General features: G+C 57.4%; 18 protein-coding genes. All 18 read right to left on the reverse strand.

Annotation, left to right across the window (positions count from 1 at the left end):
- Nucleotides 1-21: 21 nt before the first annotated feature.
- Entirely contained in the window at nucleotides 22-1,383 is a 1,362-nt protein-coding gene (gene murC / locus C1A08_RS05035) for a UDP-N-acetylmuramate--L-alanine ligase (RefSeq protein WP_101571823.1), read from the reverse strand.
- Nucleotides 1,383-2,498, reverse strand: coding sequence for an undecaprenyldiphospho-muramoylpentapeptide beta-N-acetylglucosaminyltransferase (gene murG, locus C1A08_RS05040; RefSeq protein WP_101571825.1), 1,116 nt, complete (start codon nucleotides 2,496-2,498; stop codon nucleotides 1,383-1,385). Before murG ends, murC begins: the two co-directional genes overlap by 1 nt.
- Nucleotides 2,499-2,556: 58 nt before the next feature.
- A complete protein-coding gene (locus C1A08_RS05045) occupies nucleotides 2,557-3,843 on the reverse strand; it encodes an FtsW/RodA/SpoVE family cell cycle protein (protein ID WP_081032493.1) in 1,287 nt (428 codons plus the stop codon).
- A gap of 30 nt (nucleotides 3,844-3,873) precedes the next feature.
- Entirely contained in the window at nucleotides 3,874-5,214 is a 1,341-nt protein-coding gene (murD, locus tag C1A08_RS05050) for a UDP-N-acetylmuramoyl-L-alanine--D-glutamate ligase (protein ID WP_101571826.1), read from the reverse strand.
- Between the two features lie 2 nt (nucleotides 5,215-5,216).
- Nucleotides 5,217-6,464, reverse strand: a complete 1,248-nt coding sequence (mraY, locus tag C1A08_RS05055; RefSeq protein WP_055202638.1) for a phospho-N-acetylmuramoyl-pentapeptide-transferase — start codon at nucleotides 6,462-6,464, stop codon at nucleotides 5,217-5,219.
- 21 nt (nucleotides 6,465-6,485) lie between these two features.
- Nucleotides 6,486-7,940 carry a UDP-N-acetylmuramoyl-L-alanyl-D-glutamate--2,6-diaminopimelate ligase gene (locus tag C1A08_RS05060; RefSeq protein ID WP_180951526.1) on the reverse strand — a complete coding sequence of 485 codons (1,455 nt, stop codon included), beginning with the start codon at nucleotides 7,938-7,940 and terminating at the stop codon, nucleotides 6,486-6,488.
- Nucleotides 7,941-8,032: 92 nt separating this feature from the next.
- A complete protein-coding gene (locus tag C1A08_RS05065) occupies nucleotides 8,033-10,303 on the reverse strand; it encodes a cation:proton antiporter domain-containing protein (protein ID WP_101572058.1) in 2,271 nt (756 codons plus the stop codon).
- 62 nt (nucleotides 10,304-10,365) lie between these two features.
- Nucleotides 10,366-11,589, reverse strand: coding sequence for a hypothetical protein (locus C1A08_RS05070; protein WP_145996520.1), 1,224 nt, complete (start codon nucleotides 11,587-11,589; stop codon nucleotides 10,366-10,368).
- 202 nt (nucleotides 11,590-11,791) lie between these two features.
- The gene (locus C1A08_RS05075) at nucleotides 11,792-12,331 is read right to left on the reverse strand and encodes a hypothetical protein (protein WP_055202644.1); all 540 of its coding nucleotides are present in this window, start codon (nucleotides 12,329-12,331) and stop codon (nucleotides 11,792-11,794) included.
- A 153-nt stretch (nucleotides 12,332-12,484) separates the two neighbouring features.
- Complete coding sequence (locus C1A08_RS05080) at nucleotides 12,485-12,892, reverse strand: hypothetical protein (RefSeq protein ID WP_145996521.1); 408 nt, start codon at nucleotides 12,890-12,892, stop codon at nucleotides 12,485-12,487.
- Between the two features lie 75 nt (nucleotides 12,893-12,967).
- Nucleotides 12,968-15,199, reverse strand: a complete 2,232-nt coding sequence (locus C1A08_RS05085) for a penicillin-binding protein (protein ID WP_101571833.1) — start codon at nucleotides 15,197-15,199, stop codon at nucleotides 12,968-12,970.
- 6 nt (nucleotides 15,200-15,205) lie between these two features.
- A complete protein-coding gene (locus C1A08_RS05090) occupies nucleotides 15,206-15,628 on the reverse strand; it encodes an FtsL-like putative cell division protein (protein WP_101571835.1) in 423 nt (140 codons plus the stop codon).
- Between the two features lie 319 nt (nucleotides 15,629-15,947).
- Entirely contained in the window at nucleotides 15,948-17,396 is a 1,449-nt protein-coding gene (locus C1A08_RS05095) for a BACON domain-containing protein (protein WP_101571837.1), read from the reverse strand.
- Between the two features lie 128 nt (nucleotides 17,397-17,524).
- On the reverse strand, nucleotides 17,525-18,466 hold the full coding sequence (mdh, locus tag C1A08_RS05100) for a malate dehydrogenase (protein ID WP_055202654.1): 942 nt from the start codon (nucleotides 18,464-18,466) through the stop codon (nucleotides 17,525-17,527).
- 58 nt (nucleotides 18,467-18,524) lie between these two features.
- On the reverse strand, nucleotides 18,525-18,902 hold the full coding sequence (gene gcvH / locus C1A08_RS05105) for a glycine cleavage system protein GcvH (protein WP_101571839.1): 378 nt from the start codon (nucleotides 18,900-18,902) through the stop codon (nucleotides 18,525-18,527).
- 87 nt (nucleotides 18,903-18,989) lie between these two features.
- A complete protein-coding gene (locus tag C1A08_RS05110; protein WP_118457048.1) occupies nucleotides 18,990-20,087 on the reverse strand; it encodes an endonuclease/exonuclease/phosphatase family protein in 1,098 nt (365 codons plus the stop codon).
- A complete protein-coding gene (locus C1A08_RS05115) occupies nucleotides 20,077-21,144 on the reverse strand; it encodes a glycosyltransferase family 9 protein (protein ID WP_228385747.1) in 1,068 nt (355 codons plus the stop codon). The genes C1A08_RS05110 and C1A08_RS05115 overlap by 11 nt, the downstream gene beginning before the upstream one ends.
- A 1-nt stretch (nucleotide 21,145) precedes the next feature.
- Nucleotides 21,146-21,748 (reverse strand): DUF4254 domain-containing protein, encoded by a 603-nt coding sequence (locus C1A08_RS05120; protein WP_055202660.1) that lies wholly within the window; start codon nucleotides 21,746-21,748, stop codon nucleotides 21,146-21,148.
- Nucleotide 21,749: the final 1 nt, after the last annotated feature.

Below are 21,749 nucleotides of genomic sequence, written 5' to 3' on the forward strand. Positions count from 1 at the left end.
ATTCTCCGTTTTATCGGGTTCTTATTTTTCTGCGAATAAACCGGCGATCTGCGTGCAGAAGCGGTCGATATCGCCCGCCCCGAACGTCACCAGCAATTCCGGGTTCTTCGATTTCAGCACGTCCGTCAGATCCTCCTTGCGGACGACCCGTGCCGGACAACCGATCAGCGGCAGCAGCATTTCGGAAGCCACCCCTTCGATCGGCTCCTCGCGCGCCGGATAGATCGGCAGCAGCAACACCTCGTCGCACAAAGACAACGCCTCGGCGAACTCCCGGTAAAAATCGCGCGTCCGGGTGTACAGGTGCGGCTGGAACACCACCGTCAGCTTCCGCGCCGGGAACATCTCCCTGACCGACGTGATCGCGGCCCGCAGTTCGTTCGGATGGTGCGCGTAATCGTCCATATAAATATGCTTCGGCGTATTGACGTAAAAATCAAACCGGCGCTTCACGCCGCTGAACGACGCGATCGCGACCCGCAGCTTCGCTTCGTCGAAACCGGCCACCCACAGCATCGCCGCCGCCGCCACGCAATTTTCGACATTCACCCATCCCGGAACGCCCGGCGTGCAATCCCGGATCACGCGGTCGGGACAAACAAGGTCGAACGTGTGCCGCCCGTCCGGCTCAAGCCGGATGCGGTCGGCGTAAAAGTCGCAGGGCGTATCGTATGCATACCGGTAAACCCGGATTCGGTCGTTACGGATATCCAGTTCGACCCCCTGTTTGAGAATCAGCGCGCCGCCCGGTCTGATCTGCCCGACAAACTCCGAAAAAGCCTCTTTGACCGCTTCGTGCGTCCCGTAAATGTCGAGATGGTCGGCATCGACCGCCGTCACGACCGCGACGTCCGGATAGAGCTGCAGAAACGACCGATCGAACTCGTCGGCCTCGACGACCAACCGTTCCCCCGGGCCGAGCACCAGGTTACTACCGAAATTTTTCGAGATCCCGCCGAGAAAAGCGCTGCCGCCGCCCCCGGCCTCGCGATCGAACCACGCGGCCATCGTACTGGTCGTCGTCTTGCCGTGCGTTCCGGCGACGGCCATCAGGTATTTCCCCTCGGCCATCACGCCGAGCATCCGCGAACGCTTGACGATTTCGAATCCCCCGGCCCGGAAAAATCCGAACTGCGGGCTGTCGGCCGGGATCGCCGGCGTATAAACGACCAGCGTATCGGCCTTGTCCCGAAACGGCTCCGGAATCGTATCCGCCTCGTCCTCATAAGTAACGGTCGCTCCTTCGCACTCCAATGCCCGGGTCAGTTCCGACGCGGTGCGGTCGTATCCGGCCACCTGTTTCCCCTCGTGCAGGAAATAACGTGCCAGGGCGCTCATCCCGATCCCTCCGATTCCTAAAAAATATATTTTACTAAAGTTCATTATTTTTCGTTTACAACATCCATAACTTCATTCACAACCCGATCTGCGGAATCGCCGATCCCTAAAGTCAATATATTACGCTCCATTTCAGCGAGTTGCTTCGGATCGGCCAACAATTCCTCCACGACCGGAAAAACTCCGTTCACCGCATCTCGGTCGGGAATCATCCGGGCGGCCTGCTTCCCGACGAGAGCCATCGCATTTTTGGTCTGGTGATCCTCGGCCACATTCGGCGACGGCACGAAGATCGTCGGCCGGCCGATCAGGCACAGTTCCGAAACGGTACAGGCTCCGGCCCGCGCCACGACGATGTCGGCCGCAGCATAGGCCAGATCCATCCGGTCGATAAAAGCTCCGCGCCAGATACCCCGGTCGGAGCGCCCCTGCATAAACTCCGTCATCTCCCGTTCGTAATATTTACCGGTCTGCCAAATCACCTGTATCTTCCCTTCGGCAACGATCCGATCCACGTTGGCTTTCATCATTTCGTTCAGCGTCCGGGTACCGAGGCTGCCGCCGACGACCAGCGTCACCGGCTTGCCCTCTTCCAAACCGAAATGCCGAAGCGCCTCCGCGCGCAGATCCGGATTGCGCCAAAAACGCCCCCGGAGCGGATTGCCCGTCAGGACGATCTTCTCTTTCGGGAAAAAGCGTTCCATCCCTTCGTAAGCCACGCAGATACGCCTGACGCGCGAGGACAGCATCTTATTGGTCATGCCCGCATAGGAGTTCTGCTCCTGAATCAGCGTCGGAATTCCCATCCGCTGCGCGGACCACAGCACCGGCGCGCTGGTATACCCGCCGAAGCCGACCGCTACGTCGGCCCCGAATTTTTTGACGATTCGCCGGGCGCGCAGCACCGACCGCACGACCTTGAACGGAACGGCCAGGTTTTTCGGCGTCAGCCGCCGCTGCAATCCCGCGACGGGCAGCCCCTCGATCCGGTAGCCCAGCTCCGGGATTTTCTCCATTTCCATCTTCCCTTCGGCGCCGACAAAAAGGATTTCGACGCCGTCGCCGAGCCGCCGCTTCAGCGCTTCGGCCACCGCAACCGCCGGATAGATATGCCCTCCGGTACCTCCTCCGCTCAGTATGACTTTTAATTTCCGATCCATATTTTCAAACACAACATCAATGATCCGATATTCGCCGCAAAAACGGCCGCCCGTTCCGCTACTCCAGTAACGACTCTTTTCTCGGCCGATCCAGCGACTCTTCCTTCACCTGTCGGCTGATCCCGAGAATCAGGCCGAGCGCCAGGCAGGTAAACACGATCGACGAACCGCCCAGGCTGACCAGCGGCAGCGTCTGTCCGGTCACCGGGAACAGGCACACCGAAACCAGCATGTTACAGATTGCCTGGAACGTAATCATCAGGCAAAGCCCCAGCACCAGCAATCCCGGAAACGCCGTCCCGCAACGCCGGAACGTAACGATCCCACGGAAGAAAATACACAGGTACAGGAAAAGCATCAGCGACGCTCCGATCAGCCCGTACTCTTCGACGATAAAGGCATACGCGAAATCCGAATAGGAGTGCGGCAGGTTCGACCGCTGCGTACTGTTTCCGGGCCCTTTGCCCATCAATCCGCCCGAAGCGATCGCGATCCGGGCCTGCTCCTGCTGCAGGTCGTCGTCTTCGCCCTGCGCTTTGACTTGCTCGGTCTTACTCATCATATCCCCGATCCCAAGCCGGTTGACCCACGTATGCGACCGCCCGATATTGAAGGCGTACATCACCGACACGGCGCAAACCATCGTCACGAACACCAGCGCGACCAGCCGCCACAACTCCCGCACGCGGACACGCCCGACATAGAGCATGATCAGACAGGTGCAGAACGTGATCGCCGCCGTCGAAAAATTGGAAATAAAAATCGCGGCGCAGGCGATCACGATCGGCCCCAGAACGGGGATCGTGATATTGGTCAGTATATTGAAATTCTTGTCCGGATTTTTACGCCACCCGCGCAGCGTCAGCGCAGGCAGCAGCGGCATACGGTGAATGTTTGTTTGCCGCTTGGCCAACTGCCGCGCCAGGATCGCGATCAGCGCGATCCGCAGGAAATCCGAAGGCTGGAACGTCACGCCGATCAGCGGGATGCGGATCCACCGCGAAGCGCTATTCAGGTTGACTCCGACGAAGAAGGTCAACAGCATGAACAGCAGCGCCGTAACGAAAACGAACGACAGAAAGCGCGGACGCGCGTAACGCTGGTAATCGATCCGGTGCACGGCGATCATCGCGGCGAACCCCAGCACGATGAACTTCAACTGCTGCAGGAAATAGTGCGCCGTATCCCCGCCGGCCTTACGGTAAGCCATCGACGCGGTCGACGAATAGATCACCAGCAGCGACGCGATCGACAGGATCGCAATGATCACCCACAGTACGCGGTCGCCGCTGAAAAAGCGGTCGAAAAAGCCCTGCTGTTCGTTGTGCGGTTCGTCCGGTTGCATGATCGTCGTTTTTTCGGTTTTATCGATACGTTATCGTTGCGCGGCGGCGACCCTCTCTTTGAACTGCCGTCCGCGGTCTTCGTAATTTTTAAACAGGTCGAAACTGGCGCAGGCCGGCGACAGCAGTACCACATCGCCCGTTCCGGCGTTCCGGCGGGCGGCCGCCATCGCCTCGTCCAGCGAATGGGTATCGACAATCTTCCCGATCCGACCATCGAAAGCCTTCAGCAACTTACCGTTATCGACGCCCATGCAGACCAGCGTCTTGACTTTCGCCTCCGCCAACTCGTAAAGCCGCGCATAGTCGTTCCCTTTATCGGTTCCGCCGGCGATCCACACCACCGGACGGGTCATGCTCTCCAGCGCGTACCACACCGAATCGACGTTGGTCGCTTTCGAATCGTTGACGTAGGTCACGCCGTCGATCTCCCCGCACTTTTCGAGGCGGTGCTCGACCCCTTCGAACGCCCTGAGCGTCCGGCATATCGCATCCGGCCCGACCCCGGCCGACAAGGCCGCCAGCGAAGCGGCCATCGCATTATAAGTATTATGCATTCCCTTAATTTTCAATTCCGCAACCGGAATCTCCACCCGTTTCCCGGCAACTTCCGCACGGATCACGCCATCGGCCAGCATCGCCGCGCATCCGTCGCAGGTTTTCACGCTGAACGGCAGGGTTTGCATCCCGAGCGGATGTTTCGGCAGGTTTCCGAGCGTCAGCGGATCGTCGGCGCAATAAATAAAACGGTCTTCCGGTCGCTGGTTCCGCAGGATACGGAACTTGCTGCCCACGTAATTCTGCAACTCGTAATCGTACCGGTCGAGGTGATCGGGCGTAATATTCATCAGCACGCCGATATCGGCCCGGAAATCGTAACAGCCGTCCAACTGGAAACTGCTCAGCTCGATCACGTACCAATCGTAATTGCCGGTGGCCACCGCCAGCGCGAAACTTTCGCCGATATTTCCGGCCAGGCCGACGTTCACGCCGGCCTGCCGCAAAATCTCGTAGGTCAGCGTCGTCGTCGTCGTCTTGCCGTTGCTGCCGGTGATGCAGATCGTTCGCGCAGAGGTATAAGCCCCCGCAAACTCGATTTCAGAAATAACCGGGATTCCCCGCTCCCGGACGGCCTTCACCATCGGAGCCTTGTCCGGAATTCCCGGGCTTTTCACGACTTTGTCGGCCGACAGGATTTTACCGGCCGTATGCCGTCCCTCCTCATAAGGAATATCCCATTTCTCCAGCAGTTCCCTGTACTTCGGAGCGATACTCCCCCTATCCGACAGAAACACGTCGAATCCTTTTACGCGCGCCAGCACCGCCGACCCGCAACCGCTCTCGCCTCCTCCCAATACCACGATCCTCTGCATCGTTATCTGATTTTAAGCGTTACCAACGTGATGGCGGCCAGCAGCAACTGCACGATCCAGAAACGCACGACGATTTTCGATTCGAAGTAACCTTTCTTCTGGAAATGGTGGTGCAGCGGCGACATCAGAAAAATGCGCCGGCCTTCGCCGTACCGTTTTTTCGTATATTTGAAATAGGTGACCTGCATGATGACCGACAGGCTTTCGATGAAAAAAATCCCGCACAGGATCGGCAGCAGCAACTCCTTGCGGATCAGCAGCGCGAATACGGCAATGATTCCGCCGATCGCCAAACTGCCGGTATCGCCCATGAAGACCTGCGCCGGATAACAGTTGTACCACAAAAAGCCGAACAGCGCCCCGGCAAACGCCGCCGCATAGACGATCAGCTCCCCGCTCATCGGTATATACATGATATTCAGGTAATCGGCGTAAATGACGTTCCCCGACAGGTAGGCCAGTATCCCGAGCGTGACGACGATCGTCGCCGACACGCCGGAAGCCAGTCCATCGAGCCCGTCGGTCAGATTCGCGCCGTTCGAGACGGCGGTAATGACCAGCGTAGCGATCACGACGTATACCAGCCACGTCCACAGGTCGGCCCGCTCGCTGTCGCCCGGCACCAGCCAGTGGTAATTGAATTCGTTGTTCTTGACGAACGGGATCGTAGTATTGACGGTTTTTTCGGCCGGCGCCATATAGACCGCGCTGCGCTGCCCGTTGTCGTTGACATATTCCACATGCGCGCGCGGCGCGTTTCTGTCCAGTTTCTCCTTGGTCACGATCTGCGGGCTGAGCCACATCGCGCAACCGACGATCAGTCCGAGGCCGACCTGCCCGACGATCTTGTACCGGCCGCTGAGCCCTTCCTTGTTCTTGCGAAACACCTTGATGTAGTCGTCCAGGAAACCGATCAATCCGAGCCAGACGGTCGAAACGATCATCAGCCGCGTATAAACGTTGGTCAGGTCGCCGAACAACAGCGTCGGGATCAGAATCGAAATCAGGATAATAACGCCGCCCATCGTCGGCGTTCCGCGTTTCTGCAACTGTCCTTCGAGGCCGAGGTTGCGCACCTCCTCGCCGATCTGCTTGCGCTGCAGGAAACGGATGATCCGGCGGCCGAAAATCATTCCGATCGCCAGCGCCAGAATAATCGCCATCGCCGCACGGAACGACAGCGACAGGAACATCCCCGCACCGGGAATGTCGAAATGCAATGAAAGATACTTGACTAAATGATATAACATAAATACGGTTCTTAATCGAATTTACTTCTTCGTCCGCAGTGCGAACAGGTTCGAAACCTCTTCCTTGTCGTCGAAGTGACGTTTCACTCCGGCAATGTCCTGATAGGTTTCATGCCCTTTGCCGGCCAGCAGGATGATATCGCCCGGCCGGGCCAGCGTCACGGCCGTCCGAATCGCCTCGCGGCGGTTGGTAACGGCGAGATACGACGCCGACGGATCGAGCCCCGCCTTCATGTCTTCGAGAATCGTTTCGGGATCTTCCATCCGGGGATTGTCCGAAGTCAGGATCGCCAGGTCGCTGTTCGCCACGGCGATCTGCGCCATTTCGGGCCGCTTGGTCTTGTCGCGGTTGCCGCCGCACCCCACGACGACATAGATCCGCTGCCCTTCCCGGCGAATCTCGTCGATCGTCCGCAGGACGTTCTGCAACGCATCCGGAGTATGAGCGTAATCGACGATGGCGGTCACCCCGTCCGCCGAACGAACGTACTCAAAACGGCCGCTGACCGACGTCAGCTCGCTCAGGATACGCAGCACCTCGTCGCGGTCGGCGCCGAGCAGCAGGGCCGTCGCATATACGGCCGTTAGGTTGTAAGCGTTGAAACGCCCGAGGAATGTCGCCCAGACCTCCGAACCGTCCAGATTCAGCAGCATGCCGTCGAAATGCATCTCGACGATCCGGCACCGGAAATCGGCGAACGCCTGCAACGCGTAAGTCTTGACCTCCGCGCCGGTATTCTGCACCATCACCATGCCGTTGCGGTCGTCGGCATTGGTCAGCGCGAACGTTCCCTCCGGCAGCGCGTCGAACAGCATTTTTTTGGCCCGGATGTACTCAGCGAACGTATGATGATAATCCAGATGGTCGTGGGTAATGTTGCTGAAAACGGCGCCGACGAAAGAGAGTCCCTCGATGCGGTGCTGCACGAGGCTGTGCGAACTGACTTCCATAAAACAGTATTCGCATCCGCGTTCGACCATTTCGGCCATCATGCGATTCAGCCGGATGCCGTCGGGCGTCGTATGGGTCGATTCGCGCTGTTCGGTATCGATGCAGTAGGTTACGGTCGAAATCAATCCCACCTTATATCCCAGCCGGCGGAACAACCGGTACAGCAGCGTCGCCGTCGTGGTTTTCCCGTTGGTTCCGGTTATACCCACCAGTTTCAGATTACGGCTCGGATGTCCGTAAAAGGCCGACGCGATGCGCCCCAGCGCAACCGTCGAATCCGCCACCCGCACATAGGTCACCCCACCGCACAACTCTTCCGGCAACTCTTCGCATACTACCGCCGACGCTCCGAGACCGACGGCCGCCCCGATAAAGCGATGTCCGTCGGTCTGCGTTCCGCGCATGGCGAAAAACAGCGTTCCCGGCTTCGCCTCGCGCGAGTCAAACTCAAGATTGTCAATTTCTACCGAAAGGTCTCCCGTCGTCGAAAGCACTTCCACGTCCACCAATAGCTCACGTAACATCCATATACACTTTATGCAATATACAAAAGTAAGGTTTTACACCGGAGAAATAAAAAATAAGATGCCTTTTAATTGACATCTTATCGACAAAATCATTTCTTGCGGAGAATCCGCCGTACGAGCTTTTTTTCCGTTTTCGGTACGGGAGGCTTCGTTCCGACGAGCACCTGTTCGATCGTCTCCCGGTCGCCGGCGATCCAAACCATATCGTACGGCTGAAAACGCACCAGTCCCAGCGGTCTGACGTACGAGCCGTCGCTGCGTTCGATCCCGATGATCAAGCAGGCCCCTCGGCACATCATGCCGAACTGCGAAACGGTCATACCGATCAGTACGGAATGCTCGCCGACCGAAAATTTTTGCATCGTCGCCTCTTCCCGATCGACCGGCGACAGCGGCACTTCGACCTTCGAAGCGAACTGGCTCAACTGCGCATCCGTCCCGACGACCGAAATCTCGTCGGACGGCATCAGCACCATCGATGCGCCGGGCGCATTGTACCGGTGGCTGCCGCGCAGCACCGACACCACCGTCACCCCGTAGCGCAGGCGGAGATCCAACTCCCTGAAACACCGCCCGACGAGCGGGCTGTCGGCCGAAACCGTCATCTTAGCCATATGCAGGAACTTGGCGCGGTAGTTCCCGGTCGTCACGACGGTGCTCGCATCTTTTTCGTTCAGGTTGGTAAAGAAACGCTGTTCGAAACGCAGGTATCCTCTTTTGATCCGTCTCCAGAACAGCGCCAACAGCAACAGCAGAATGGCGAACGCCATCAACGCCCCCCAACGGTACGAACTCAGGTGAGCGACTACGGTCAGTACGAACATCAGCGCGAGGAGAATCCGCAGCACGATCAACGACACCAACAACCCGTGGTTGAAACGGGGATCGTTCCACAGCGGCACGAACAGCCTGCGATTCAGGTGCCGCACCGCAAGCCCCCACAACAGCGGCGTCATAAAGAGAATGGTCGTCGTCGTAGCGATCAGTTTGCCGGCGAATCCTTCGAAACGCTCCTCGACGAACGGCGAATAGTAACTCGAAGAGATCCACACCACGCCGCCCAACAGCACGCAGTAGATAAACATGTTCAACAGCGACTTTTTCAGCAGCGACATCCACTCCCGCTCGCTGTTGACGGTTTGCGACCCGGCGCTGTACCGGGCCAGCAGCGCTTTCATCCGCTTCGGAATCAACCGGTTGATCCGGTGATAGGCAGGATCGCTGAGCCGGATGATAAACGGCGTGGTAAATGTGGTCACGACCGACACGGCCACCGCGACCGGATAAAGGAACGAACTGGTAACCCCCATCGACAGTCCGAGCGACGCGATGATAAAGGCGAACTCTCCGATCTGCGCCAGCGAGAACGACGACTGCAACGCGATTTTCAGATTCTGCCCCGACACGAGGAAACCGAGCGTCCCGTAGAATATCTGTCCGACGATCACGACCACCGTCAAAAAAACGATCGGCACGATGTATTGCACCAGCATCGCCGGCTCGACCAGCATCCCGACCGACACGAAGAAGACCGCCCCGAACAGGTCCTTGACCGGAGCGATGACCTTCTCGATGCTCTCGGCCTGTACCGTCCCGGCTAGGATCGACCCCATGATGAACGCCCCGAGCGCAGACGAAAATCCGGCGTAAGTCGCCAGCACGACCATAATCAGGCAAAGGCCCAGCGAGATCACCAGCAGCGTTTCCTGATTCAGGAATTTCCGTATTTTTTTCAGGAACGTAGGAATCAGATAGATCCCCACGACGAACCACAGAATCAAGAAAAAGATCAGTTTGAAAAGCTGTTCGGCGATCACGACGTGTTCGACCGCCCGCTGCACGAAAAGCGTCGACAGCATCACCATCAACACTACGGCGAACAGGTCTTCGACCACCAGCACCCCGAACACCAGCGACGTGAACTTCTGGCTGCGGAGCCCCAGATCGTCGAATGCCTTGATAATGATCGTCGTAGACGACATCGACAGCATCCCGCCGAGGAAAATACTGTCCGTCGAAGTCCAGCCGAGGGCCCGTCCCGCCATAAAGCCGGAGCACATCATCCCGACGATCACGACCAATGCCGTCATCAGCGCGGGGCCGCCGACGTTCATCAATTTTTTGAAGCTGAATTCGAGGCCGAGCGAGAACAACAGGAAAATGATACCGATCTCGGCCCAGATGTCCACGTTCCCCATGTTCGAAACCCCCTGTAACAGGAAATTTCCGCTACACAGGAACCCGGCGACGATGTAACCCAACACGACCGGCTGTTTCAGCCATTTGAACAGCAGCGTCGTAACCCCCGCGACGGCGAGGATCAACGCAAGGTCTGAGATGATCGGATCCAGATGTGTCATATTCCCAAAACGGGCCCGGCATTCGGACCCGACATATTCATTTTTTACGACAGTCCCGGTCGTTACGAACCGGCGGTCGTCTCCCGTCGGTCCGGTTTCGTTCGTTCCGGCGCGACCGACGGATTCCACCGGTAATACAAGCTTCCGCGGCGCACGCCCGACAGGTACAGCATCAGAGCGGTCAGCCCGGCCAACAAGGCGAACCAAAGCAGGTGGCACAACACCGTGAGCGGGTAATTCACCACCGGAACGAATACGTTGACGGGACGATTACCGTCGGCAGTCCGCACGAAAGGATTGAAAAACAGGATCGTTCCGTCGTCGAAATGCGCTTCGGCACGCGCGTAGGCATCGTTCTTCCGAAAAGCATAAACGGCCTCGGCCCCGCTTCCCTCTGCAAGCAGCGTTCCGTTTTGTCCGATAAACCGGATCGCCGAAGCGGGCCGGTCGACCCGGATGCGAATCGTATCGCCCTGCATCGAAATGCGCTCCATCCGGGGCAGGTCTCCGTGCGGATCGGGACGGTTATTAACGTCGTGCGGAACGTATACCGCATAAGCGGCCCCTTTTTTCAAAGACTTCATAATATCCCCGGGGCGTAGCGACGGCGTATTGACCATTGTGAAGCAGCGCTGGAACCACGACGACCGGTTGCGGATATTGTGCGCGTCGTCGTCGCCGATCAGGGTCGAATAGATCCCGGCCGAAAGCGCCGTATCCCAGTACTGCTCGGAACGCTCGCGTCCCCGTTCCGGATTGATTTCCAATAGATCGTACCCGCGTAGCCAGCCGTACACCGCCAGGTCGATGATCCGCGTCTTGCCCGGGTGGTTCAGCACCAGCGCCTCGGCCTGCGGGCGCAGCCAGTGCAACATGTACTGCATCTGCGACTGGGTCAGCATCAGCGGAAAATCGCGCCACGTGACCCGTTCGGCCCCCATCACCAACTGATGGTAACCGTTGATCCCGTAACCGTGTTCGTAAGTCGGGATAAATCCGGGGCGGTCGGCATGCTCGGTATTCAGGCACTGATGATCCGAGATGCTCATGATATCGTACCCGTTGCTGCGATAGGCTTCGAGCATCTGTTCGACCGTATAATCGCACTGGGGTTTCTCTTTTTGATGGGCATGGAAATTGGCTTTCCGCCAACAGGACGAATCGGCCCCTGCATACGGATTGTAAACGGAATCCCCGCAGAACGAACGGCCGGACTGAAAATCATAGACCGGCACCGAAATGTAACTCAGCACGCACAACATCAGCACGGCGACGATTACAATCAAAATGTATTTCCCGAATAACAACATGGGGCGTTTCTCACAATTCAGCAACGGACAAAATTACTATTTTTATTCATTTCCCGTAAAAAACGATCGTTTTTTAGCATTTTTTTCACATTCCGCCCCGAGCTTCCGCCGGACGCTCCCGAAAAGAAAAAGCCGGCCCGCCTTTCGGGGCGGACCGGCATCCGTGACTACACGGCGGTCAGACCAGTCCGACCGCCAGTTTGCCCTGCTCGGCGGAAAACCGCACGACGTCGGTAACCGGCTCGAAAGCGTGGGGAACGTACTGCGACACCTGCCCCATCGAGAACGAACCGCTCTCGGTCGCATACAGCGTCAGCAACAGGCTGCTCGATTTGTCGTTGCGTGGAATATTCACCAGGCGCTCCATATCGCCCGACGATACGGCAGCGCACAGGGCCGGCTTATCGGCAGCCTGATAATAGATTTCGTACCGGCGAATCCGTTCCCCGGTCGGTTTATAGACCGGCGCCGCGGAGCTGAACGTCACCCCGGCCTTGATGAACCCGACGATGGCAATCAGCCCCCCGACGAGCATCAGCATCGAAGAGAGGTTGCCGCGATCGACCATCGTATCGGAAGTCAGGCTCCAGACGGCCAGCGCGCTGCCGGCCAGAGCGACGATCAAGGCGATTACGGGACTTTTTCTGCGTTGAATGATATCTTCTGCGGCGACGCCGCTGTACAGCGTGTCGTCGATTACTTTAAAATCGTTGTTCATGATTCATTGTTTTATTCGGTGATTGATAAAATACGCGGCGGAATGCTCCCTCCGCCGGGGGAAACAACACCGGAAACCGTTCCGGAAAACCGTCGTACGGCCGACGCAACCGACTATGCCGGACGCCTGCACCGAACGTTCGATCGGAATCGGCTAAACAATGATTTTTCTGAGAAAAAAGACGTAATACCCCGTGTGCTGCAATGCCGCAAGCCAGCCGTCGAAACACCGCTGCTGGAATCGCAGCCGCGTCAGCGGTCCGCTGCTCACGACGCGGTTCTCAGACACCGCATTCGCACAAAAACGGAACAGGGACGACACCCGCGACACGGGCGTTTTAGTTACGAAAGAACAGAAACCGGAAGACCCCGGCGCCAAATCGCTCTGCAACGATGCGAAGACGAACCGGTGCAACTCTCCCGGCGGAGCGGCTTCGGTGATCTGGTCGCAAACCGTTTCGAGCGCCGGCGCGCATTCCGCGGCCGGACCGTCGCCGAAAATGCGCGGAACGATCACCGAAAGGGCCATTGCCAGTAAAAAGTATCGAAACAGTCTTCCCATAAAACTTACGCTGCGTTACAAAGATATCTTTTTTCCCGGAATTATACGAATCGGCTATTTCTTCTTGCTCGATTTTCAATCGCCGCGGCCCGAAGAAGCCACGGAATCTGCCGAGCTGTCCGCCTTTTTCTCCTTCAGGTAAATCCCCGGTTCCAACGGCGTACAGCCGAGTTCCAGCCGAATCAGCATTCCTCGGCGCACTTTCGTTCCGGCCGGGACGGACTGGGACTCGACGCCGCCGACCCCCGAAAACGCGACGACCATTCCACGGCGTTCCAGCAGATAAACGGCCTCCTTCAGGCCCATCCCGACCACCGAAGGCACTTCGTCCGACCATCCCTCGTAGCTTGTATACGCAATCCCGGCCGAATCGACGGCTTCCACTCCCCGCCAGTCGGTCCGTCCGCGCCGTCCTTCGTAACGGACGTCGAAACGATAAGCGACTTCACGCATTTCGTCGGCGCAACCGGCCTTGAGCCGGGGCTTTTCATCCGTTTTTTCCTTTCGCTGCGACAACGGATCCTGCCAAGCGGTATTTTTGGCGTACACCCGGTCGGCAATCGCCCGAAATACGGGCCCGGCCAGCGAAGCCCCGTAATAAAATCTCCGGTGTCCCGGAGCATTGTAAGTCTTGAGCGCGACCAGGCAACTGTACTTCGGATCGTCTTCGGGAAAATAGCCCACCATCGTCGCCAGGTAGTGCCGTCCGCCGTTGCGGTCGGTATAGCGCCCGTTCACCGGAATCTGCGCCGTACCGGTTTTGCCGCCCACCTTATAATAACGGCTTTTCAGGATGCGTCCCGTTCCCTCTTCCACGACGCCGCGCATCGCCGCGCGAACCTCTTTCAGCGTCTCGTCCGAGGCGATCGAAGAGACCATCGTTCGCGCCCGGTAGGTCCGCAACGTCTGCCCGTACTGCCTCAACTCTTTGACGAACAGCGGGCTCACCATCCGCCCGTCGTTGGCCACCGCATTGTAGAACGTCAGCGTTTTCATCGGGGTAAGCAGCAGCGCGTACCCGTAAGCCATGTTCGTCAGCGTCGTCCCGTCCCACCAGCGGTCTCCGGGCTTGCGGATCACAGGATTCTGGCCGCCGGCGATTTGCAGGTGGAGCGGCTCGTTCAAACCCATTTTATAGAGGTGTTCGACGAAGCGTTTCGGATCGTCCTTGTAATACTTATTCACCGCTTTGGCAAAACCGACGTTCGACGACTTTTCGAAAACGCCTTTCAACGTCAGCAAGCCGTAACCGTGCGTATCGGTCACTTTCGTGCGACCGATGATGGCCGTACCGTTGCCGGTATCGTATTTTTCGTCGAGACTGGCCCCGGCATCGTCGAGCAGCGTAATCAACGATGCCAGCTTTTGCGTGGAACCGGGCTCCATGTTCATCCCGATCGCGTAGTTGTAATCTTCGACGATGTTTCCCTCGCCCTTGCGGGTCAGGTTCGTGATCGCACGGATTTCGCCGGTGGAAACCTCCATCAGGATCGCCGTCCCCCAATCGGCCTGCATCGTTTCGAGCTGCTCTCGCAGCGCTTTCTCGGCCACGTCCTGGATATCGACGTCGAGCGTCGTCACCACGTCGATACCGTCCACCGGATCGACGTTCATCTCGTCGGGAACCGGAACCCGGAACGTTCCCGAAATACGCTGCATCAGCACGTTTCCGTCGATACCGTGCAGCACGCTATCGAAAGCGCCCTCGATACCGACTTTCGTCCCGGTCTGGTTCACCATGCCGATCGTGCGCTTGGCCATATCGCCGTGAGGCAGCAGCCGACGGCTGGTCTGCTTAGCGATGAAACCGCCCCGGTTCTGCCCCAGCCGGAATATCGGGAAACGGGCGATCTCTTTTATTTCCAAATGATTGACGCGTCGCGGGGACAGCAGCACGTAACGGTTTTTCCTCCGCTCCCGGAACGCATTGATCAATTTCAGCTTATAAGCGCTCTTGCTTTTGTCGCCGAAAAAATCGGACAGGCAATAAGCCAGCGAATCGACGTCGCGCAGGAAAATCGAATCGACCAGTCCGTTGGCGGCGAAGTCCATCCGCACTTCGTACTCCGGCACCGAAGTGGCCAGAATACGGCCGTCGCAGGCGAGGATATCGCCCCGGTCGGCTTCCATCGCCACCCGCTCGTAAGTGATAGTCGTCCCTTCGCTGCGCAACCGCCCGCTTTTGGGTCCGTACTGCAGATACAGGATCTTGCCCACGATCATCAGGCCGATGATGAAAAACAACACATAGAGCACCTGCACGCGATGCAATATTCCTTTTTTGATATCCGGTTTGCGTTCCTCCATACGGCGCTACTTGTCGATGATCTTCGGCGGGCTCACCAACTCATCGAGCGGAATGCCCCGCTCCTCCAGTTCGCGGATGATCTCGCTCTGCCGCGTGGCGATCATCCGCTGCGACGAAATGGTCAGCGACTGCGCACGCAGTTCCTTGACCCGCGCGGTCAGCCTTTCGTGCTGCCGGTGCAGCTTCTGCGTATGAAACCCGTTGGCGATATACAGAAACATCAGTACGGCCATAAACAACACGTACGGGTAGTGCTTCTGCACCTCCGCATCGGCCAGAATGCTCCCGGAGATCACCCGCCTCACATAGCGCTCGAACCGGGACGGACGCGACACGGGACGCGTCGACGGCTCCGGCTGTCTCGGCGATGCGGCGGCAGGTTCGGCAGCAACAGACTCTTCTCTGGCGATTTCTTCTGGTTCGGCCATTTCACACGCATTTTAATGCAAAAGTAATCTTTTTTATCAAAAAGAGACGATCTCTCCGGGCCGTCCCGGCATATTACCGAACAGAAACCCTCCGCCGGTACTTCGGCGCGCGGCATCCATTCCGGAATGCGTTCACAGCCGAAACAGTCCGGCTTTTTCAGGAATCGTCCGTTTCGTACCGCACTCTGCTTCTTCTATTTTCTATCGTATTATTTTATAACGCAATAAGAAAGCGCGTCAGGGTATGCGAAAAACGGGGGCAAATACCCGGAAGGGCATCTGTCCCCCGATAAGGGAAACCGGTTTGTGCAACCGCCGTTTACGGCTTCATGTAGGAAAAAACGGCCGTGACCGGATAATGATCCGACAGATAATAATCCTTGCCGTCTTTCTGCACGCCGTAACAGTCGGTCAGCACCCGGTAACTCTGCGGGGCGTCGATGTTGCGGTACAGAATATGGTCGATAAACGCAGCCGAAGAACCGTTGTTATGGAAAGTCGGGGTCTGATCCATCGGGCTGAACGACTCGCGGGCCCCGGTCAGGTAGCCGGTCAGCGGGGCCATCGCAGCATTGGTATAGGCCACATTCAGATCTCCGGTAACGAATGTCGCCAGATCGTCGGCGCCGTATTTTTTCAGCCGGGCGACGATCAGTTCCGCCGAATTGCGCCGCGCGGTCGCCGACTTGTGATCGAAATGCGTATTCAGATAGAGAATTTCTTTGCCGGAATCCCGCTCGCGGAGCTTCACCCAGGTGGCAATCCGCCTGTAAGCCGCATCCCATCCGATCGACATCTGGTCGGGCGTCTCGCTGAGCCAGAAATTCCCGCTGGCGACCAATACGAAACGATCTTTCCGGTAGAAAACGGACATGTATTCGCTGCTCTGCGGACTTCCGTCCCGGTCGATCCCGACCCGCGCATAGTTGCCCAGCCGCTCGTCGAGCGTATTCAGCACGTCGATCCGCGCCTCCTGCAAGCCGAACATATCGGGATTCTCTTCCCGCAGCATTTTCACGACGCCTTCCCGCCTCTCGTCCCAGGGGCGGGTGTTGGTCGTCTGAATATTAAACGTCATAACTTTCAACGAACGCGTCCCGTCGTCGTACCCGCGTTGAAGCACTGGCACGTCCGTCGCTTTTCCGGAAACGTCGGTAATCCGGATAATGGCTTTGCGTTCCGGCGTACTGGTTTGAGTCCCGTTCGTATTGGCCGCCACGTTGAACTTCACTTCGGACTTTTCCACATCGGACTTGCCCGAAGGAACCTGCGTAATCCATTTCGTCTGTCCGCCGGAAAGGTAGACAATGTCTAACCGGAAGGAAACGTTATGGGACACCGTCACCCGGATCACCGTATCGCGGTACTCCAGCTCGTGCTCCGTCGGGGTTACCTCGACCCCTTCCCCGGCAGGCTGACTTACGGCAATCGTCCGCGACTCGCCGCCGCAGGTTACCGTCACCGTAGCGTTACGGACGCCGAGCGACGGGTTGGTTTTCGCTTTCAGGGTGAACGAACTGCGTCCGGCCCGCCCGGACGCGGGCTCTACGGTCAACCAAGGTTCGCTCTCCGCTTCGGCATACGCAACCGCAGCCGACCATCTGTCGGGAGCCTCAATGTCCACCCGCTGGGAAAGCGAACCGGGCGTTATCGGCCAATCGCTAATCGACAGCCGAAAGGTATACGATTCTCCGTTTTTATCATCGGAACACTGCAGGGTCAGCGCACAAAACAGAACCGCCTGCAACCACAGGATCATTCGTTTCATCGTTCATTAAGTTTTAGGCGTATCCGGAGCGGTATTCCGTAAATGCTTTTTCCAGACAACGGATACTTTTTTTTAAAAAAATAAAGGCCGGCTTCCTGCCGGCCTTATCTGTCGAAACCGGAAGATATTTACAAAGCTTTTATCTCTTTCAGGATCGCATTCGTCTTGCGGACAGCCTCGGCGCTCTTTTCGAACAAGGCTTTTTCATCGGCATTCAGGTTCAGTTCGAGCACTTTCTCGACGCCGTTTTTACCCAGTACGACGGGTACGCCGATGCAGATATCCTGCTGGCCGTATTCGCCTTCGAGGTAAGCGCAGCACGGAACGACTTTTTTCTGGTCGCGGATGATCGACTCGACCACATAGGCTCCCGCAGCGCCCGGTGCGTACCATGCGGAAGTACCCAGCAGTTTGGTCAGCGTAGCGCCGCCCACCATCGTGTCGGCTACCACTTTTTCGACCTCTTCCTTGCTCAGCAGTTCGGTTACCGGCATACCTTTGTAGCTCGCTTTCGAATAAAGCGGAATCATCGTGGTGTCGCCGTGACCGCCGATCACCATACCTTCGATTTCGTTCGAATTAGCGTTCAGCGCCTTGCTCAGATAGCATTTGAAACGGGCCGAATCCAGCGCGCCGCCCATACCGAACAACTGGTTCTTCGGCAGACCCGTCTTTTTCAGCGCCAAGTAGGTCATCGTATCCATCGGGTTGCTGATCATCACGATGATCGCTTTCGGAGAATATTTCAGGATATTGCCCACTACCGAAGCGACGATGCCGGCGTTCACGCCGATCAGCTCCTCGCGGGTCATGCCCGGCTTGCGCGGCATCCCCGACGTAACGACAACCACGTCCGAATTCGCCGTAGCGGCGTAATCGTTCGTAACGCCGGTCAGTTTGGTGTCGAAATCCATCAGCGTGGCCGTCTGGAAAATATCCAACATCTTGCCTTCCGAAACTCCTTCTTTAATGTCCAAGAGAACCAGCTCGTCGGCAATTTCCCTTGTAGCAATTACATTGGCACAGGTCGCACCCACGTTGCCCGCACCCACTACTGTTACTTTGCTCATACTTCAAATTTATTTTTTAAAAAAGTCCTTATCCATTCGCATCCGCGCAACCGGCGTCTCAGCCGATCAGCTTGCCGTAATCGTCCGCGCCGAGCAGCACGTTCAGCTCGGCGGGGTCCGTCATCCGGATCTTCACGATCCAGCCCTCCCCGTAAGGGTCCTTGTTGACCCGGTCGGGAGCGTCGTTCAACGCTTCGTTGAATTCGAGGATCTCTCCGCCGACCGGCAGGAACGCGTCGGAAACGGTTTTCACCGCTTCGATCGTACCGAACACCTCGTTCTGGGGCAGCGTCTCGCCGACCGTCGTGACATCGACAAAAACGATATCTCCTAATTGATTCTGTGCGAAATCGGTAATCCCGACATAGGCCTCGGCCCCCTCGACCCGTATCCACTCATGGTCTTTCGAATACTTCAAATTGACTGGTATATTCATAACGGCAACAAACTTTTTATTTCCAGAACCCAAAGGTAGTTTTTTTTTACGGATTCAGGCAACGAACTGTGAATTATTTCACACAAATTATTGCGAGCCCGCGCCGGCGGTATTTTCGAACACAACCCTCATCACGACCGGATTGTGATCGCTCGACCGGAAACCGAGCGGCAGCGTACGCACCGACAGGACACGGACGCCCGGAGAGACCAGAAAGAAATCGGTCAGCGTCGTCTGCGGCCGCTGCCGAGGTTCCCCGTCTTCCGGAACCGGCGTCCACGGAGCGTCCAGGTAACGCAGCGAAGGCGCGGAATCGTCGTACGCGAACCGGAATCCCGGCCCGAAAACCTGCGAATCGACCGCCTGAGGCACGAAAAATTCGTTGGAAAGTTCCTCCGGAGAAGGCGTATATCCGGGCGGATACTGATTCCAGTCGCCGCCGACCACCGAAACGACTCCGCGCGCGGCATCCCGTCGCAACATCCCGCCGAGAAAACGCATTTCGGCATCGCGCATCCCACCGGCATCGTAAGCCGTATTATGCGTATTGCCGATCAGCACCGTATCGCCGCCCGCCGTCCGGAACTGCAAGGCCAGCAAGCAGCGTTTCAGATTGAACAACCGCACCGGAAACGGAAAGGCCGACGGATACTGCACCCGTTGAGCTTGTAGCGGAACAACCCGCGAAAGCGTCACGAGCCCGCTCCCGACGCGTCCCATCGGACTTCGGAGCGGAATAGGCACCCACCACGCCCGGTAATTATAAGCGAACGACAGCACGTATCCCGGAAAAGCTGCGCGCAGCGAATCCACCTCCCGGATTCCGTAACTACGGTGCGAATCGCAGTCCACCTCCTGTAACAGCATGATATCGGCGTCCGCTTTCCGGAGCTCGGCGACGATATTCCGCAGGTTCTCCAACGTTCGCCGCCGGCTGTCCCTGACCCGCTTTCCGCCGTCGTAGAAAAAATCCATGTCGTCGCCCAGGCCCGCATACCCGACATTCCAACTGAGGACGGTCAGCGTATCGGGCAGAAAAACGGGTTCCGCCGTGTCGTAGATCACCGTTTCCCGGACGTCGGGCCGGTACTCGGCAATCCACGATACGCCCAAAAATAGGACTGCCGCGACACAAATCGCGGCCGCCGCCCAAACCGTTGCTTTAAAAGTTTTTCTAATCCGCATTCCCGGAAGGTATTTCCACGCCCAACCGACCGCATACCCGGCTTACGATCATCCCGGGCGTAATCTGACGCATACACCGGTAATCTCCGAACAGGCAGGGTTTGTTGCCGTACACCGAACAGGGCCGGCACGGCATATCGACTTGAACGGCCAGCGCCGGGTCCTGGCCGAAACCGTAAAATCCCGCGAACGGATGGGTCGCCCCCCAGACGGACACCACCGGCAGTCCGACCAACGACGACATGTGCAGCCCCGAAGAGTCCATGCTCACCATCAGATCCAGGTTCGAAATCAACTCCATTTCCTGACCGAGACGGATGCGCCCGATCACCGATACGATATTGTCCCGCAGCGCAGCCACCTCTTCGGCATACGCTTTTTCGGCATCCCCGCCCCCGAAAACGAAAATACGTGCGCCGGGAATACGGGCCAGCCGCAGCATCACCTCGCGCATCTTGTCGAGCGGATAAATTTTCCCTTCGTGCTGTGCGAAAGGCGAAACTCCGATCCATGTGCCGTCATGCGCGCCGGCCAACCGGGCCACCGCTTCCGACATCGGGTAACGAATGCGGCTCGGAAGAGGGATCTCGGGCAAATCGAACCCGAGCCGGACGAATACTTCGCGGTAACGTTCGACGGTCGTCTTCAATTGCACCCGCTGCTTGTTTTCCGGAGCCGTCAGCATTTTTTTTTCGGCCCGCCCTTTATCGATACGTTCGATCCGGGTGCCCCGCAGTTTCATCAGACGGCACAACCCCTTGCTGCGCAACACGTCGTGCAAATCGGCAACCATATCGAAACGGCCCAAATCGCGCCCCAGTCGCAACAGGCCGGCCACTCCCTTGTGCCGCCCTTTCAGATCGGGCGCGAAAAACTCGATGTTTCCGACTTCCCGGAAAAACGGCTGCAAAAATTTCGGAGTCAAAACGGTAATGCGCAGATTCGGATAGTTTCTGCGCAGGGCTACCAGTACCGGAGCGACCATCGCCACATCGCCCATCGCCGACAAACGGATCACCAGCAAACGCACGGAAGTCGACCGAGAAATTACCGCCATGTTATTTCGACGCGTACAGAACCGGATTCAACTCCGGATCGTTATACATTTTCATCTGTTTGTAAACCTTCATGTACTTACGCCCCGCGGCGATATCTTCGAGCAACTGGTCGATCGCCGCGGACAGGTCGTCCTGCTGCTGCCGCAGTACGGCCAGTTTTCGGCCGCACTCTTCGACATGTTGCAGTGATACATCTTTACGAGCCACCTCCTGCGCCATGTGATAAATTTTCAGCGCGAGAATCGACAAGCGGTCGATCGCCCAGGCCGGACTCTCGGTATTGACCGTCGCATTTTCCGCTACGGGAACGTCCTTATACAGATCGAGAAAATAACTGTCGATGTATTCCACCATGTCGGTGCGCTCCTGGTTCGAACGGTCGATGCGGCGCTTGATTTTCAGCGCGATTTCCGGATCGATGTGCGGATCGCGGATGATGTCCTCCAGGTGCCACTGAACCGTGTCGATCCAGTTTTTCAAATACAACAAATATTCGATCGACCCGTTTTTATAGGGATTGTCGATCGGCATATCCACCTTGTCAAAACGATGATAATCGGCAATGGCTTGTGAAAATATCTGATTGCTTTTTGTCGTAAACATA

The sequence above is a fragment of the Alistipes sp. cv1 genome (assembly GCF_900240235.1).
Classification (GTDB): domain Bacteria; phylum Bacteroidota; class Bacteroidia; order Bacteroidales; family Rikenellaceae; genus Alistipes_A; species Alistipes_A hominis.